Annotated in this window: 14 protein-coding genes; 12 read left to right on the forward strand and 2 right to left on the reverse strand. The window is 47.2% G+C overall.

From position 1 onward, the window contains the following. The first annotated feature begins 102 nt into the window (after positions 1 to 102). Positions 103 to 1,230, forward strand: coding sequence for a 2-alkyl-3-oxoalkanoate reductase (gene oleD / locus M0415_RS02205; RefSeq protein WP_249555829.1), 1,128 nt, complete (start codon positions 103 to 105; stop codon positions 1,228 to 1,230). Between the two features lie 75 nt (positions 1,231 to 1,305). Here the strand turns inward: oleD and M0415_RS02210 are convergent, their stop codons facing one another. Then, positions 1,306 to 2,859: a glycosyltransferase family protein gene (locus M0415_RS02210; RefSeq protein WP_249555828.1), complete on the reverse strand. Its 1,554-nt coding sequence runs from the start codon at positions 2,857 to 2,859 to the stop codon at positions 1,306 to 1,308. Between the two features lie 493 nt (positions 2,860 to 3,352). Between M0415_RS02210 and M0415_RS02215 the strand changes: the two genes are divergently transcribed. From M0415_RS02215 to M0415_RS02245, 7 genes are all read left to right on the forward strand, one after another. Next, positions 3,353 to 3,592 carry a DUF3624 domain-containing protein gene (locus M0415_RS02215; RefSeq protein ID WP_069454657.1) on the forward strand — a complete coding sequence of 80 codons (240 nt, stop codon included), beginning with the start codon at positions 3,353 to 3,355 and terminating at the stop codon, positions 3,590 to 3,592. Between the two features lie 468 nt (positions 3,593 to 4,060). After that, positions 4,061 to 5,038 (forward strand): TerC family protein, encoded by a 978-nt coding sequence (locus tag M0415_RS02220; protein ID WP_011717593.1) that lies wholly within the window; start codon positions 4,061 to 4,063, stop codon positions 5,036 to 5,038. Between the two features lie 443 nt (positions 5,039 to 5,481). Next, entirely contained in the window at positions 5,482 to 5,787 is a 306-nt protein-coding gene (locus M0415_RS02225; RefSeq protein WP_011717591.1) for a hypothetical protein, read from the forward strand. A 272-nt stretch (positions 5,788 to 6,059) separates the two neighbouring features. Continuing rightward, positions 6,060 to 7,781, forward strand: a complete 1,722-nt coding sequence (locus M0415_RS02230) for a phospho-sugar mutase (RefSeq protein ID WP_249555827.1) — start codon at positions 6,060 to 6,062, stop codon at positions 7,779 to 7,781. A gap of 153 nt (positions 7,782 to 7,934) precedes the next feature. Further along, the gene (locus M0415_RS02235; RefSeq protein WP_109285291.1) at positions 7,935 to 8,318 is read left to right on the forward strand and encodes a VOC family protein; all 384 of its coding nucleotides are present in this window, start codon (positions 7,935 to 7,937) and stop codon (positions 8,316 to 8,318) included. A gap of 169 nt (positions 8,319 to 8,487) precedes the next feature. Further along, positions 8,488 to 8,937 carry a GyrI-like domain-containing protein gene (locus tag M0415_RS02240; RefSeq protein WP_249555826.1) on the forward strand — a complete coding sequence of 150 codons (450 nt, stop codon included), beginning with the start codon at positions 8,488 to 8,490 and terminating at the stop codon, positions 8,935 to 8,937. Between the two features lie 110 nt (positions 8,938 to 9,047). Beyond that, positions 9,048 to 9,746, forward strand: coding sequence for a helix-turn-helix transcriptional regulator (locus M0415_RS02245; protein WP_011717588.1), 699 nt, complete (start codon positions 9,048 to 9,050; stop codon positions 9,744 to 9,746). A gap of 47 nt (positions 9,747 to 9,793) precedes the next feature. Here the strand turns inward: M0415_RS02245 and M0415_RS02250 are convergent, their stop codons facing one another. After that, a complete protein-coding gene (locus M0415_RS02250) occupies positions 9,794 to 12,649 on the reverse strand; it encodes a TonB-dependent receptor (protein ID WP_249555825.1) in 2,856 nt (951 codons plus the stop codon). A gap of 334 nt (positions 12,650 to 12,983) precedes the next feature. Here M0415_RS02250 and agaR point away from each other — a divergent pair, with 334 nt between their 5' ends. Genes agaR through agaS form a run of 4 tightly spaced genes read left to right on the forward strand, consistent with a single transcriptional unit; the run spans position 12,984 to position 17,612 of the window. Further along, complete coding sequence (gene agaR, locus M0415_RS02255; protein WP_011623288.1) at positions 12,984 to 13,769, forward strand: transcriptional repressor AgaR; 786 nt, start codon at positions 12,984 to 12,986, stop codon at positions 13,767 to 13,769. 12 nt (positions 13,770 to 13,781) lie between these two features. Continuing rightward, positions 13,782 to 15,152 carry a Gfo/Idh/MocA family protein gene (locus M0415_RS02260; protein ID WP_249555823.1) on the forward strand — a complete coding sequence of 457 codons (1,371 nt, stop codon included), beginning with the start codon at positions 13,782 to 13,784 and terminating at the stop codon, positions 15,150 to 15,152. A gap of 5 nt (positions 15,153 to 15,157) precedes the next feature. Continuing rightward, positions 15,158 to 16,444 (forward strand): class II D-tagatose-bisphosphate aldolase, non-catalytic subunit, encoded by a 1,287-nt coding sequence (locus M0415_RS02265; protein WP_249555822.1) that lies wholly within the window; start codon positions 15,158 to 15,160, stop codon positions 16,442 to 16,444. 7 nt (positions 16,445 to 16,451) lie between these two features. Beyond that, a complete protein-coding gene (gene agaS, locus M0415_RS02270; protein WP_249555821.1) occupies positions 16,452 to 17,612 on the forward strand; it encodes a D-galactosamine-6-phosphate deaminase AgaS in 1,161 nt (386 codons plus the stop codon). Positions 17,613 to 17,625 lie beyond the last annotated feature (13 nt).

Consider the following 17,625-nt stretch of genomic DNA (forward strand, 5'->3'; position numbering starts at 1 on the left):
TTCGACCGTTTGTTCGTGGCACGTTTTGCCGCGAGTGGTGCCTTGTTGCACTTAATCACTGAATTGAATACTAAGATGACACTCACTGTCACGGAATGCGATATGACTGACAATCCAGCTGTTCTCCAAGCCGATGCGACACAAACTGGCCGTGGCGATAACCTGGCTCAAGCAGGCTTTGACCCGCGTGAGCAAGCCGCGCTTCATGCCTTGGCGGCTAAGGTCAGCCATGCCTTTGTGACCGGCGCGGGCGGATTTTTGGGTAAGGCCATTTGCCTACGTTTGGTCGCGGCTGGGATTAAGGTCACTGGGTTTGCCCGTGGCCATTATCCTGAGCTTGAAGCTCTTGGTGTGACTATGGTGCAGGGGGATTTAGCCAATCCTGAGCAAGTCAAACAGGCGATGCAGGGCTGCGATATCGTGTTCCATGTGGCCTCAAAAGCGGGTGTCTGGGGCGACAGGGATAGTTATTTTTGCCCCAATGTGAAGGGTGCCGCTAATGTGATTGCCGCTTGTAAAGCGCTTAAAATCAGTAAATTAGTCTATACCAGCACTCCTAGCGTGACCTTTGCGGGCGAGGATGAATCGGGAATCGATGAATCGACGCCCTACGCCAGCCGCTTTTTAAATTATTATGCTCACTCCAAGGCGATTGCCGAGAAGATGATGCTCGATGCCAATCAAGCATCGATAACCGCGTCGGCGTATGCGTTAAAGACCGTCGCCCTGCGGCCGCATTTGATTTGGGGGCCTAATGATCCGCACCTTGTACCTCGGGTGCTCGCCCGCGGTCGTTTAGGTAAGCTCAAGCTGGTGGGGCGTGAGGATAAACTGGTCGATACCATTTATATCGATAATGCCGCCTATGCCCATATTCTGGCGGCCGTGGAGCTTTGCCAAGTCTCGCCTAAGTGCCAAGGCAAAGCCTATTTTGTCAGTAACGACGAGCCTGTGACTATGGCCAAGATGCTGAACCTCATCCTAGCCTGCGATGGGTTGCCGCCTGTGACCGCGCGCGTGCCACAGACCCTAGCCTATGTGGTGGGCGCTGTGTTAGAAACGGCGTATCGACTGCTGAATAAGCAAGAAGAGCCGATCATGACGCGCTTTGTCGCTAAACAGCTTTCCTGTAGCCATTATTTCGATATCAGCGCGGCAAAACGAGATTTAGGTTATCGTACACTGGTGACAATAGACCAAGGTATATGTCGATTAAAAGCTTCGTTATAGATGTTTGATTATTAAATAGAAATGTAAAAATGAATGCGTTTAAATTTGATTGATTAAACGCATTCCATTTACTGACTAAGAGTATTTTCTTATCGCAATGTCACACAGTTTGTTATATATTTTTTCAATTTGTAATTGACTATTCATGTTTGTATGGAAATGAGAGGAGAATAAATTAGTTTCAGATTGTAAGAAATTATCATTCTGTAGTTCAAGTGCATACTGCATATATTCTTTCCAATTGCTAAATCTACGTTCCTCTGGGACTATGTTACTTATATGCCCATAGTTTAATGTCACTACGGGTAAGCCATTTATTATTGCTGTTTGAGAGCTTGTGCCTCCACCAATTCTTTTAGGATTCAAATAAACATCAGCCATCAAACAAACAGATGCTAAGTCATCTTGAAATCCAATGTTTATCACTTTTTTTCTATCAATTAATTCAGCGTCAAAATTACTTGAAAGACTAAAACTGTCTGTACCAGAGAAAATAATATGTGCATTTTCGTTGCTTTTAATAAGACCGTTGCAAATTTCGATAAACTCAGGGGTTACTTCTCTATCCATCCTAGTGCTTACTACTAAATAAATGAAAGAATTATTATCCAGACCCAATTTTTCTTTTGAGGCGGGAATGTCAGCCTTTCCCTCTGGAGTGACCAACATATTCTCGAGCATAAAGTCATTATGTTCATATTTAGATGCTAGCTCTCTATGGTTATCATCGAAAAGGCTCCCAGGAACAAAATAGCTATCGCAGTGTGCAAATGGGACTACACCACCAGTGGTTGCAAATATCGATGGGTAAATTCCAAATATAGCCTCCTGAACTAAAAGATTTTCACCATGTGAAATAACTGCATCTGTATCTAATGATTTAAGAGTGTCTAAAATATCTAATACCTTTCTTGATGACATCATCTGTTTCTCAATAGATATTATTTTAATTTTCTTATCTTTAAATTGCATATAGTTAATATTTAGCTCTGATGTTCCATTTAAATCTTTATTGACATTAAATCCTGTGGGGTTTATTAATCCAAGAGTATTGTGATAGTTGAATCCATTTGAATTAATGATTGTTACATTACAATTATGATAAGTTTCTAAGTGGCATGCAATGTTGAAAGATTCTCTGGTTGGGGAATGTCTCATTCCAAGAATTTGTGGACTTAATATGACAATGTTTTTAACCTGATTAACATTTTTTTTGTTTTTATATTTATATAGTTTTAACCAATTATTCATGTCATTAGATAAATTTTTAAAGATATTTCTTAATGATGTTGTATTAACCGGGGTTGAGTTTGTAAATAAACGATTTCCAATATTCCAATATATCTCGTAAAAGCTTTGAGGTGACATGTTTGGTGGGCATGAATTGATAATTTTTTCTAAAAATCTAGAGTTTTTTGTTAAGTCAAATAAAAAGAAGTACAAGGCATTTAAGTTGTCTATCGGTGGTTGATTTGTAAGATAGTGTTGTATCACTTGTTCTTTATTGTACTCATCAATCTGTTCATAAGCCGATTTTAACGTGCTCAAGTATGAAAAAGATTCGTTATCTAATTTAGCTTCGATAAATATTAAATCTATAGTAAGAATTATGTCATTTGAAAAATTCATTAAGTTTCCCTATTTTAGTGATTTTTGTAAGGTAGGCATATTTGATAAATTTTTATACTATTTTTCTGCTTAATTGTACATAGTTTTATGTTTTGTTGGGAAAATTTTGGTATGGTTCAGTGTTAGAAAAGTTAAACTCAGAATTCAGATAATAACTGATCCTAATTGTGCGATATATCATGCCGAAAATCTTGCAGTGTCAAGCGTTACCACAATTTGGTGGCAGAGTCAGACGTGGCAAGGCTCAGACTAGGATGTGAACTCAATACTACTCTTAGAAACAGCACGAGTGCAGCAAACGATTATTCTAAACATATATGGTCAGTTATTTAGTGTCGTTTGATTATTAATCAATGACTATTTACCTCTTTCAAAATATTTCTACTGTATCATTGTTTGAGATGATACATGCATTGTGTATTTGATAAGTGTTTTGTGTATATTTACTTTTTCAGTTGCATTACAGGAATTCACTCTATAGTTAGGGAATATTATGAGTTGTGGTGAATGTAAAACGTCAATTTTTAGGCAAAAAATAGGTCGCTGTAAACGCTGCATGTGGCAGTTGACGCTGCTATCGCTTATCGGTTGGCCTTTGTGGTGGTATCTCTACAGTGACGCTCCTCGAGAGGTCAACTCCATCGCCTTACTGTTTTTCTGCTTAGCCTTTAGTGGCCTGTTGTTACTGCATCTTGTGGTATTAGTCGCGCGCCGTCTGCTCGGGCGTGAGTAGTTTTTCACTTCCCATCGAATCTCCTTTTTATCCTTTGTGGTGAGCGGTCACACTCGCCATTTACACTATTTCAAACGGCCATGCTTGCCCGCGAACTTTTTCATTTTCGCTTAATGCTCAAGTGTTACACAGTGCGCTGAAACAGCTCGCTTTTTATCGTCTTAGCGAAAAATACTGTCGATTGGTGCTGAGGCGTGATGAGTGATGAGCTCACGCGATTATTTTACTCCGTGATCCCGTGAGTGTTAGGGCTAGGCTTAAATCTGAACTGAGTACCATAAATACTCTGATGATAAGGGTTCGTGTAACGAGTTTTTTTGGCTGATAAGTATGGATTTAAACAAATTTTAATCTGACATTTTAAGGTTTTTACCCTGTTTCACTGTTTTTGGTATCGCCAAGTACTAAGATCGAATATGGCGATGGAGCCGAGAAAACTCGGTATTTTTTTAGGTTTTAGGGAGTGTTATGGAGTTTTTAACCACGCTATTTGTGGGTTACCCGATATGGGTTTGGTTAATGTTTTTTGGCTTTGTGTTGGCATTGTTAGCCTTCGACTTAGGTGTGCTACACAAAGAGCAGCACGAAATTACCGTGGCAGAGAGCCTTAAATTATCGGCCTTTTATATTTGTATGGGTCTGTTGTTCGGCGCTTGGTTATGGTGGTATAAGGGCTCGACTGCGGGGATGGAATACCTCACGGGTTACCTTATCGAAAAATCCTTATCTATGGATAACGTCTTCGTTATCGCGCTTATTTTCAGTAGCTTAGGCATTCCCCGTTTGTATCAACACCGAGTGTTATTCTGGGGGATCATGGGCGTTATCGTGCTACGTGCCATTATGATTGGTCTAGGCGCGGCGCTGGTAGCGCAATACCAAGGCGTGTTGGTGTTATTCGGCCTGTTCTTGATTTTCACTGGTATTAAGATGCTCTTTTCCGATGATGAGCATGGAGATATCCAAGATAATAAGTTTTACAAATGGTTACGCTCCAAAATGCGTTTTACGCCAAGCCTTCATCAAGAGAAGTTTTGGGTAAGGGGAGAGGAGCATCAACTCAGCAAAGGCTGGTGGGCAACGCCTCTATTCTTGGCGTTGATATTAGTCGAAACCGCGGATCTGGTGTTTGCGGTGGACAGTATCCCGGCAATTTTTGCGATTACCCAAGATCCCTTTATCGTCTATACCTCTAATATCTTTGCTATTTTAGGTCTGCGGGCATTGTATTTCGCCCTCGCGGCTATGGTGCATCGTTTCGAGTACCTCAAGTATGCGTTGTCGGTGGTGTTGGTATTTATCGGCGTAAAAGTCGGACTGGTATACTTTAATCACGAAGGCATTGTGGACTTTAAAATCCCAACAGCCTTATCCCTTGGCGTCACCTTCGGCCTCTTGCTGGCGGGGGTATTATTCTCCCTGTGGAAGACGCGCGAGCAGAAGTAAGTTAATGTTTTTCTATCTAAAACTGGCGCCATAGTGCGCCAGTTTTTATTCGGTCATCCCAAAGATGGATTGTGAATTGCCTAGGTTATTGGCCGATGAAATAATTTCTATTTGCGGTTTTTAGGTTTGGTAAAAGTGCGCAAACTGTTCTATTTTTCGTATAGACAGACGTTTGGTTCAGGCTTCCTTTCTACCTGAGTAATCGTTCGCATAACAGCGCACTGAGCCAAATATAAAGAGTCTGTTTTCATCACTTTTGTACTAATAACAATAAATTATTAGCACCATCAAATTTGTGGTTTAGCTCATAATCTGCCGGAATGGGGCGACAGTTTGGCTCATTCTAAGATGTTGAGCATTACGCCACGCCATCATTACAAATAATCGAACAAATGACAGCGAGCCAGGCCGTTATTGCCTAGGGTCGTACGAGGAGAAAGATCATGTCTATGGTGAGTGCGAAAGAATTCGCCCATTGGCTAAAGAATCGCTTCGAGGGTGTTGAAAAGGGCGTGAGTTTAACCCGAGAAGATATCAATCAGCTGACCGGGCGCCAAAATTTTTCATTGGTGTTTGTCCATGATATTCACTACGAGTTGATGCGTTTCGGCATCGCCTTTGTGACAGACACTGGGCGCGATACTTACTATCTTGTGCGGGTTTTCGATAAACCTTGGCGCAATCAATTGGAGCAGGACTCTGAAAAGGAGCTGTTTTCTAACGTAGTGTCGATTAATTTACTGCGTTAAGACGGCAATTCGTGGCATTTATCTGTGCAATTTTGCTTGAGGTGGTGAGTGCTTTCGCAGCACCACAGCGCGCGGCTGCGCAAGTTAGACAGCCTCTGTTGCATAAGGATTAACAGGGTTAATAAATCGCATTTTTGCGTGACTTCACTTCTCCTAAGTTCGTTACACTCTCCCTCTTTACACTTAAATCCGTTGCGAAAAGTGCAAATTCGCTTGTTCTTCGGCATGGATTTTCCTAAGGTGATTGAAAATGATTTTCACTGAGGCCCCCTATGAATACCCATTTGCAATTACAGGTTAAGCATTGGCTCGAAAATGACCCAGATCCCCGCACTCAGGCACAACTGCAAGCCTTAATCGACGCAGGAAATGACGCCGAACTCGAAGCACGTTTTGCGGGACGTTTAGAATTTGGAACCGCCGGATTACGCGGTGTGGTGGGCGCAGGTCCTATGGGCATGAATCGCCTAGTGATCCGCCAAACGTCTGCTGGGCTTGGTGCCTATTTACTCGAACAAATTAAAGATGCTGCCGAGCGCGGAGTCGTGATTGGTTACGATGGCCGCCACGATTCACGCACTTTCGCCCATGATACCGCCAGTGTGCTCACCGCGATGGGCATTAAGGTGCGCCTCACCGCCAAAGTGGCGCCAACGCCGTTGGTGGCCTTTGGGGTTAAGCATTTTAATGCCGCCGCCGGTATTGTGGTGACCGCCAGCCATAACCCGCCACAATACAATGGCTACAAAGTGTATTGGGAAAACGGCGCGCAGATTATCCCGCCCCATGACTCAGGTATCGCCGCTCAAATTGAGCTGGCGGCAACTCAAGCTATTCCGTTTATGGATCAGGTGGAGGCGACCAAACAGGGCAAGCTTATCTGGTTGCAGGACGATTATTACGAAACCTATCGCCGCGGTGTGATGCATGCCAATGTGCTGCAAAATAACACCGCGCCCGAAAAAGTCAGTCTTGCCTATACCGCGATGCACGGAGTGGGTGCTGAAATGGCTGAAACCGTGCTCAAGGATGCGGGTTTTACCCAAGTGTATTCGGTGGCGGCGCAGCGCGAACCCGATGGGGATTTCCCAACGGTTAATTTCCCGAATCCGGAAGAAAAGGGTGCGATGGACTTAGTCATAGCCGAAGCGAAAAAGCATGGTGCCATGCTCGCCTGCGCCAATGACCCCGATGCCGACAGATTTGCGGTTGCTGTACGTAAGGATGATGGCGAGTATCAAATGCTAACGGGCGACCAAGTGGGTGTGCTCTTTGGCCATTATCTGTTAAGCCATGCCGCGAAAGACCAACGACTGGTGGGCACTACTATTGTGTCCTCCAGTCTATTATCTAAAATCGCCAAAGGCTTTGGGGTTGAAAGTTATACCACGCTCACTGGTTTTAAATGGCTGATGAATGTGGGGATTGCGCAGAGTCAGCCTGATAATCAATTCCTGTTTGCCTACGAAGAGGCGCTGGGTTACACCGTCGGTAACATGGTGTGGGATAAGGACGGCCTGTCAGCTCTCGTCGCCTTTGCCCAATTAACCGCCGAGCTCGCCGCTAAAGGGCAAAGCATTTGGGATCGACTTGAGCAGATTTACCGTGAACAGGGTTTCCATCTCAATGCCCAAGTCAGCATTGCCTTAAAACCCGACACGCCTAATATCGGCGCCTATCTGCGTGAACATCCGCCGTTGGCAATTGGTGAACATGCCGTAGTGTCGACCGATGATCTCAAGGCGTTAGAGCGTCGCTTTGCCGATGGCAAGGTCGAGAAAATCAATCTGCCCGCCAGTGATGTATTAACCTACCGCTTAGCCAATGGCGCGCGGGTGATAGTACGGCCGTCAGGCACTGAGCCTAAAATCAAGTGTTATTACGAGGTGGTCGAGCCTATGACGGCGCAAGACACCTTAGCCAGCGCCCAAGCACGGGCAACTCAGGCGATGGAGGCGTTTATTTCAGCTCATCAGGCGAGCCTACCTAAATAAGCGCTTTTAGTGCACTCAATAAAATCAGCTTCACTCAAAGGCTACTGACATGATGTTGTCAGTAGCCTTGTTTTATTCTTGTTGTCGTCCGCTGGTGAATCACATTTATAACATGATGAATCATCGGCATTTTTCAACAAGGAGAAAGTGAAAATGTTATCAATTGCACCGTTAGTCTGGGGTGAAATTCCTGTCAGTGATATGGATCGTGCCATCGCTTTTTATCAACAACATTTCGGCGTTGAATTTAAGCGTGACGATATGGAAGACATGCAATACGCGACGCTCGTAACAGAGGAAGAAGGCGCCGCCAGCATTGGTCTGGTTAAATGTAGCATGAGCAAACCGTCGATGGACGGTAGCACTGTATACCTGCATTTTAGCGCGCAATTGCAACCTTTAGTGGATAAACTCGTGGCCGCCAATGTGACTATGCTATTGCCTGTGACGCCTATCAAGGATGGCGGTTGTGGTTATATCGCCCTGTTCGTGGATAGCGAAGGCAATAAGGTCGGTCTCTGGTCGCAAAATCAGTAATGAATATCCTAAAGAGTCGTGCCTTGGCACGGCTCTTTGTACTGATTTTTATGCCGATCCTTAATTTGAGTGGATACAGTCAGTTCTGCGGATAATAGCGGCGTGCAATAACGTCTCGCGATAGCCTTAAACAAGCAACAGCATATTTCAGTGATGAAGGTAAAGGATAATGGAACAGGTTTTTATGGCGGCTCAACCTATGCTTGGGTTGAGTACGCGCACCAATAATAACACCGAAATGGCGGCTGAGGGCGGCAAGATTGCAGCGCTTTGGCAGACATTCTTTGAATCATCACAACTCACGGCGATGCTCGACTCTCCCATGTATGGGGTCTACTACGACTATGAATCCGATATGACAGGAGACTATTCCGTTTTAGTGGGTAAAAGTGTTGAATCTGTCAGCGAGAACGGCCCTTTTACGGCGTTGCAGCTGCGGGAAGGAAACTACCTTAAGTTCAGTGCGCAAGGGGAAATGCCCCACTGTGTGGTTGATCTTTGGGGACAGATTTGGCGCTACTTTAGTGCGCCTGATTGTTCGCATCAGCGTGATTATCAAACGGATTTTGAAGTGTATCGAAGTGCCGATAAGGTCGAGATTTATATCGGGATCGTGTAGGCCGAATCCATAACACTGTGCCAATACACTATCGCTTGGGCTAGCCCACTTTAGCGGGTAAGATCCCTTAACTTTCGCAGCCAAGCTAATTTGAGGTGTGATTACTGTCCATGCGCCGTGCCGACCGCCTATTTCAAATAGTGCAAATTCTTAAACATCGACGACTGACGACCGCCCAAGAGTTGGCGGATCGTTTAGAAGTCTCGACCCGCACAGTGTACCGCGATGTGCAGGATTTGTGTTTGAGCGGCATTCCCATTGAAGGGGAGGCGGGCGTGGGCTATCTATTACGCCACGAAGTGAATGTGCCGCCACTGATGTTTAACGAGGCCGAATTAGAAGCGATTCAAGTCGGCATGCGTATGGTGCAAACATGGGGCGGCAAAGAGCTTGGCAGTGCGGCGCGTCAGGCGATGATAAAAGTGGAAGCCGTGCTACCTAAGCGTTTGCAAGCCTATCAATCCTTGATGTTTTCGCCGGATTTTTATTTAGATTCCAACGAGTTTCAGTTTCTCGATCCGCTGCGTAATGCGGCACAGCGCCGTGAATACGTCAAACTCTTCTATCAAGATGTGAATAAAGCCCTGACCGAGCGCGAAGTGCGACCGCTCGCCATCTATTTTTGGCGTGGCACTTGGACCTTGCTAACCTGGTGTGAATTACGCCAAGATTTTCGTAACTTTCGGGTCGATCGTATCACTGGATTATTAAGGCTTAACCGCCATTTTGACCCGACGCCCGGGCAGGAATTAGAGGATTATATTTGCCTGATGGATGCTCAGATGCGCGAGCGTGAAGCCGAAAAATAAAGCCACTCAATGAGTGGCTTTATGTTGATTAACTTTATTGATTTCGGTTAGAAACTGCCGCGGATCCCGAGGGCGATTTGGGTACCAAAACGCTCTAGATAATTCACTTGGTCTTCATACTTCACATAACCCGAATAACGGTTATTGGTCAGGTTAGAAGCCTCGGCGAAAATCGACACATTTTCGAAAATATCATAACTCGCGCTAGCATCGAGCTGGCCGTAGTCTTGGATCCAAGCTGGACCACCCCAAGCTTCGGGATCGACCAAAAACTTACTGCGCCAGTTATAGGCAACCCTGGCCTGCAGACCGTATTGCTCATAGTAAAGAACGGCGTTGTAAGAGTTTTTCGACATGCCCTTAAAGGGTAAGCCTTTCGCATCGATTTCGGGATCATCATAGCTGCTGTCCACATAGGTGTAGTTCAGCTGGAAACCTAGACCATTAAAGGGCTCTGGCAGGTATTCGTCGAGGGATTGCTGCCATGCGGCTTCCACCCCTTGCACTTTGGCACCGTACTTACCCGACACGGGTTGAGTGACATAATATTCAGTCCCTTCAACCATTTGAGGCCCTTTTTCGTCGGTGATAAAGGATTCAATGTCTTTGATAAAGATGGCACCGCTCAGTGAGCTACTCTCGTGGAAATACCATTCGAGGGAGATATCCCCTTGGCGCGCCTTTTCGGGGGCGACACTTGGATTACCGCGTGTCAGTGTCGGTAAACCATTCTCACGGGTCGTGAAACTCGGTGCAGCCCAGACACGCAGCGCATACAGTGACGGACGGCTTAACACTTCGGCGGCGGAGACACGTAGCAGCAAGTCATCCTGCAAATTGAGCTTAAAGTTCATGCTCGGCAACACATTGGTATAGCTATCGTCGTAACTAGCTTGGACGACGTTTTTCCAATCGTTGTTGGTGGGTTGGCCGGCACTGTCTAATTCAACCTTAGCTAAATCATAGGCATAACCGTCGGAGGTGACTTTAGTCTGGCTGGCTCTGAGGCCTAAGTTCAACATATAAGGCAGATCGAAAATTTCCTCTTCGATATTCACCTGCACATAGGCGGAGGTCACTGCTTCTGTGACTTCATAGCTTCCAGCCTTATTGAGGCTAGCGACAATGCTCTTATCCGCCGCTTCTTGGTTAATGCTGCGGTAGTATTCAAGCAGTTTGTCGTAGTCGAAGCTTGGCCATGGCTCTGGGGAGATACTGTTTTCACCATCGAGGAAGTTATCGAAGTTGGCGGGCACAAATACGCTCGAAGGAATTTGGAACAGTTCAAATTCACCCTGGGTAAAGACAGTGCTGTTATCGAAGGTATAACCGTCGCGGGTGAGGTAATAGCCACCACGGCTGAATTGGCTGGAGTTAGCGGAAGCAAATTCGGTCTGCTTCTTCATTTGCTTGACATAATTGACGCCAAAATCGACCTTGCTGATGATGCCTTCATCGGGGATGTATTGGCTGGTAAGTTTAATGTCGGTAATTTTATCGTCCACATCGACACCACTGTTACGGCTGTAGTGGGCACCGTATTTTTGATCGGCGCTCAGGCCTGGGCTTATCACTACATCGGGCAACATATTGCCACGGGTGTAATCGATGTCGATGCCGTCGACAAAGCCACGGGCCACCACGAAGCGGTTATCGCCATTATTGGCATTTTGCGCGGCGGAGTAGGCGACATCGGCGGTAATTGACCAATTGGGCATGACATACCAGTCGGCTTTAAGGCCCATTTGGTAGGTATCGGTTTTTCTTGGGGTACTGAGGTTGAGCAATTCAACCATAGTGTTATCGCCCGTTTGGTTCATGCTCACCACACGGCCCTGATCGTCAAATATGGCGTCGGTAAATAGCGGAGTGCCCGGCGTCCATTCTTCGTCGTAGTTCACGAAGCCGATTTGGTATTTATGGCCATCGGTATTGTAGCGCGAATAGAGGCCGTCGAAGTTGATGTCGAGATTATCCAATGGGCGCCATTGTAGGGCGAGTGTGCCACCTACGCGTTCACGCACGTCTTGGGCGTTTGCAAAATACATATAGCTTGGGATCTTAGAGGCATAAATCTCACCTGGATCGATCACGCCATTATTATTGGTATCGACTGGCACCCCGGCACTGTCGACGCCCCAGCCTTCATCTTCATCGAAGAAACCCTCGGCCGAATAGGTATCTGCCCGCAGGGTTTTACGGGAATATACCGCCGAGATCAGCGCGCCAAAACTATCGTCATCCGTCTTATCACCGATGATCAGTGAGGCGTGGGGATGAATGTCCTCGGTACGGGATTCGTAAATACCCTTAGCGGAGGCTTGAATGGTACGGCCTTCTAAATCCAGCGGTTTACGGGTTTGGATATCGACGATAGCACCAATGCCACCTTCGGTCAGTCTGGCTTCGGGTGACTTATACACTGCCAGCACGTTCACCAGCTCCGAGGCGATGGTGTCGAAGTTAAAGTCTCGGCCCGCATTTTCTGAGGCTAGTTTACGGCCATTGAGGGTGGTGACGTTATAACCATCGCCAAGGCCACGAACCAGAATATTTTGTCCTTCGCCGCCGTTACGGGTAATGGTTACCCCAGGAATGCGCTGTAGCGCCTCGGCTAAGTTTTCATCTGGAAATTTACCAATGTCATCGGCGACCACAAGGTCGACCACGCTCACGGCATTCTGCTTTAGGAACATCCCTTCCTTAATACTGTTTCTGATCCCTGTTACCTGAATGCGTTCGACCTCGGCATCCTGGGCTTGCGCAGTATCCTTCGCTTGAACTTGCTCTTTCGTTTCGGTTTGTTGCTCTGCTGGTATTTCATTGGCAGCGCTGTGAGTTGCTGTCAGAGCCGCTGCGATAGCTAGGGCAATCGCGGCAGGCTTGGTGGTTAAGAGTTTCATAGTATCCCCGCATGAGTGTGATGCACGGTCGTTGCCGTGTCTTTTAACACAATTTCGAAAGCGAAAGAAACTGCGCAAACCTTTCGAAGTCTTATTTATAGAGTTAAATTCTGTGATCGATCAATAAAAAAATGTAAAAATACTTTCAAAAAGTTTCACATTCATGCATGATGAAAATCAACTTATGGCAAAAACTTGAGCTAAAGATGCGTAAGTTATTGTTAATTTTGTTATTTATTTTTGCAGTGGTGAAAAATAATTTCGAAAGTGTTTGAAAGTTGTTCTTGGCATGTTACCTTTCAGTCGATAGTTAATCGAAAGAATGGAGAAGCTTGTGAGTACTTTGAACACGATAGAAAGGCAGCAGGAAATTGTGCGAATGACACAGTTACAGGGAAAGGTCTCTGTTGCCGAACTCGCAGAACACTTTGGGGTATCTGAAGTCACGATCCGCAGTGATTTAGCCATGTTGGATCAGAAGCAGTTACTGGTGCGCTCCCGCGGCGGCGCTATGGTCAACAGTGAGTTGATCCGGGAGTTATCACTCAAGGAGAAGGGCAGTTGCCATTCGGCCTTAAAGCAAGAGTTAGGTAAGGCGGCAGCGGCCTTGGTGCAAAACGGCGATCGCTTATTGCTCGACTCGGGGACGACCACCCAACAGGTGGCGGCGAACCTGATGGAGCATAAGGATCTGATCGTGATGACCAATGGCCTGAATATCGCCACTGAATTGGCTAAGGCCGATGAAGTGGAGGTGATGTTAACCGGCGGACTGTTACGTAAAAAATCGTTGTCGTTCTACGGCAATATCGCCGAGAACAGCCTGCGGGATTACAACTTTAACAAGTTGATTTTAGGGGTAGATGGTTTCGATTTGCGGGTGGGATTAACCACTCACTTTGAAAAAGAGGCCAGCCTCAACCGAATGATGTGTGAGATAGCGAGTGAAATTATCGTTGTGACTGACTCATCAAAGTTTGATCAACAAGCATTCCACGTTATTTGCAGCAGTCGCCGTATTACGCGCCTAGTGACAGATACCGGGATCCCAGAGCGCTATGTTGATGAATTAACTAAACAAGGTGTGCAACTACACCTCATTGAGAAAGCTAATTTATAACGGGGAATTACTATGTCGGGTTTTGATCGTCGTTCGTTTTTAAAGGCTTCTATGGTAACCGCTGCGGCAACGGCTCTGGCGGCCTGTGCCAGCAGTGAACGTGCTACAGGCACAACACCTAAGGCTGCGGGTAAATCTGTGATGGGGCTGGTCGTGCCCAAAATGGATGAGGTTCGAGTGGGGTTAATCGGGGTGGGTGAGCGCGGCATCGGGTTTGTGCATCATTTCAGCCGTATCGAAGGTGCCCGCATTACCGCCATCTGTGATACCGATACCTTAGTGCTGGCCCGCGCTGAAAAAGCTATTAACGAATATGGACGTGATAAACCTGCTTATTTTAGCAAGGGCGACCATGCGTACCGCGATCTGTTAAGCCGTGATGATGTGGATATCGTCGTGATTGCCACACCATGGGCCTGGCATCACCCCATGGCGAAAGAAGCCATGTTAGCGGGCAAGCATGCCTTCGTCGAAGTCCCGATGGCGGGCACGATTGAAGAGCTGTGGGATCTAGTGGATACCGCCGAGCTGACCCAACGCAACTGCATGATGATGGAAAACGTCTGTTACGGCCGTGATGAGCTGATGGTGCTGAACATGGTGCGCCAAGGGCTATTCGGTGAACTGCTCCACGGTGAGGCGGCCTATATTCACGAACTGCGCTGGCAGATGAAGGAAATCGACCGTAAAACAGGCTCTTGGCGTACGGCTTACCATGCAAAATACAATGGTAACCTCTATCCCACCCATGGTTTAGGCCCCGTCGCCCAGTATATGAATATCAACCGCGGTGACCGTTTAGACTATTTAACCTCTGTGAGCTCTCCTTCATTAGGTCGCGCAGCGTATGCCAAACGTGAGTTCCCTGCGGATCATCAACGTAACCAACTCAAGTACATTGGTGGCGACATGAACACCAGTCTGATTAAGACGGTAAAAGGTCGCAGCATCATGGTGCAGCATGATACGACCACGCCTCGTCCTTACAGCCGCCACAACTTGATCCAAGGGACAAATGGTGTGTTTGCAGGTTTCCCTAATCGTATCGCCTTGGAAAACGGTGGCTCTAGTAGTTATCACGAGTGGGATGAAAACATGGACTCATGGTACGCCAAATATGACCATCCTCTGTGGACCCGAATGGGCAAAGAGGCGGAGGAAAATGGCGGCCACGGTGGCATGGACTTCTTGATGTGCTGGCGGATGATTTACTGCCTGCGTAATGGCGAGGCACTGGATCAGGATGTGTACGACGGCGCGGCATGGTCGGCGGTATTCCCCTTGTCGGTGGCCTCAGTCGGTGACCGTGGTAACTCCAAGGACTTCCCAGACTTTACCCGTGGCGTGTGGCAAACCGCGAAACCCCTCGGCATTGTGGGGTAAGCGCTATGTCAGTGATTCAAACTATCATTGACGCCAATAAAGCAGGTCAGCAGGCGGGCATTTTTGCCGTCTGCTCGGCCCAGCCCTTGGTGTTACAGGCGGCGCTCTTGCAGGCAAAGGCGAATGGCACGCCCCTACTTATCGAGGCGACCGCCAACCAAGTGAATCAGTTTGGCGGTTATACCGGGATGAAACCACAGGATTTCATCGACTTCGTCACTCAAATGGCCGTCGAACTTGGCCTTAATCCGTCGCAGTTACTCTTTGGTGGCGACCACTTGGGCCCCGTCGTTTGGTGCCAGCAAGCAGCCGAAGAGGCGATGCAATTGGCGGAAAACCTTATCGCCGAATATGTTAAGGCGGGATTTACCAAAATCCACCTCGACACCAGTATGGCCTGCGGCGGTGATGTGCTTCCCTTAGCGGATGAACTCATAGCTGCACGTGCGGCGCGGCTCTGTGCTGTGGCCGAAGCCCACCGTGCACCCGAGCAAGCACTCTGTTATGTGATAGGCACTGAAGTGCCGGCGCCCGGCGGTGTGAGTGAGATGGAGGCCGAACTTGCAGTCACGCCCGTCAGTGCCATTGAACATACCTTAAATTGTCACCGCGATGCCTTTGCTGCGGCAGGGCTGGGTGAGGAGGTTTGGCAAAAGGTGATTGCGGTCGTCGTTCAGCCTGGGGTGGAGTTTGATAACAGCCAAGTGCATTTGTTTGAACCCGAGGCAACCCATGCCCAAAGTGAGTTCATTCGCGGTTATCCCAGATTAGTGTTTGAGGCGCATTCGACCGATTATCAGCTCAGCATGGGGTATCAAGCCTTAGTGCAGCAGCATTTCGCGATTTTAAAAGTGGGCCCACAGCTTACCTTTGCTCTGCGTGAGGCCTTGTTTGCCCTGTCCCATATCGAAAATGTGCTGTGCCAGCCTGAACAATGCTCGGATTTGCGTCAAAGCTGTTTTGAATTGATGCGAGATAACCCTAAGTATTGGCAAGGGTTTTATGCCGACAACGAGGCATTAAAGTGGCAACTGGGCTTTAGCTTTAGTGACCGAGTGCGTTACTACTGGCCGAGTCTGCAAAACAAGGTCGAGCAGCTATTGAACAACTTAGCCCAGAGCATTCCTCTACCGCTGATCAGTCAGTATCTACCTAACCAGTATACGGCGGTGTTGGCGGGGGAACTTAAGCCCACGGCCCGTGAACTCGTGCTGCATAAAATTACCGAAGTATTGGCCGATTACGCCAATGCCTGCCAGCTTCCTGTGATGCAATCACCTTTAAAGGGATGATATTTTGATGTTAACCAGTCCTCTTTCTCCATTCGAACATGAAGATAGCAACCTGTTATTGAGTGCAGAGCAATTAACCCAATATGGCGCCTTTTGGACGGCGAAGGAAATCAGCCAGCAGCCGAAAATGTGGCGCAAAGTGAGCGAGCAGCACAGTGATAATCGCACTATTGCAGCTTGGTTGACGCCGATTCTGGCAAAGCCGCAGTTAAGGATTATCCTCACTGGGGCAGGGACGTCGGCCTATATAGGAGATGTGCTCGCGGCCCATATTCAGCAGCATTTACCTTTGGCAACCCAACAAGTTGAAGCCATCAGCACCACGGATATTGTGAGTCATCCAGAGCTGTATCTGCGGGGCAATATTCCTACACTGTTGATTTCCTATGGCCGCTCGGGAAACAGCCCCGAGAGTATGGCGGCGGTCGAACTGGCGGAGCAATTGGTCGATGATTGTTACCATCTGGCGATCACCTGTAATGGTCAGGGAAAGCTCGCCAGCTATTGCGCCGACAAATCCCACTGCTACTTGTATAAGTTGCCCGATGAAACCCACGACGTGAGTTTTGCCATGACCAGCAGTTTTACCTGTATGTACTTGGCAACCTTGTTGATTTTTGCGCCAAATTCTCAGGTGTTGACGCAATGCATCGAGATGGCCGAGCACATCTTAACTGAGCGGTTAGCTGACATCCGTCTGCAATCCGAGCAGCCCAGCAAGCGGGTGGTGTTCCTCGGGGGCGGGCCACTTAAGGCCATCGCCCAAGAGGCGGCGCTTAAGTACCTTGAACTCACCGCTGGGCAAGTGGTGAGTGCCTTTGAGAGCCCACTCGGGTTTCGCCATGGGCCAAAATCTTTAGTCGATAGTCATACGCAAGTGCTAGTGATGGTGTCGTCGGATCCCTATGCTCGTCAATATGATAACGATTTAATTCAAGAGCTTAAGCGAGATAATCAAGCATTATCTGTATTGACGCTCTCCGAAGAATTGTTAACTGGCAGCAGTGGCCTTAACGAAGTCTGGTTGGGATTACCCTTTATTTTGTGGTGTCAAATCCTAGCCATCTATAAAGCGATTCAACTAAAAGTATCGCCGGATAATCCTTGTCCTACGGGGCAAGTCAATCGAGTTGTGCAGGGTGTCAATGTATATCCCTTTGTAAAATAAATATAAATAAGGG

The organism is Shewanella sp. 10B, assembly GCF_023475885.1.
GTDB classification, from domain to species: domain Bacteria; phylum Pseudomonadota; class Gammaproteobacteria; order Enterobacterales; family Shewanellaceae; genus Shewanella; species Shewanella mangrovisoli.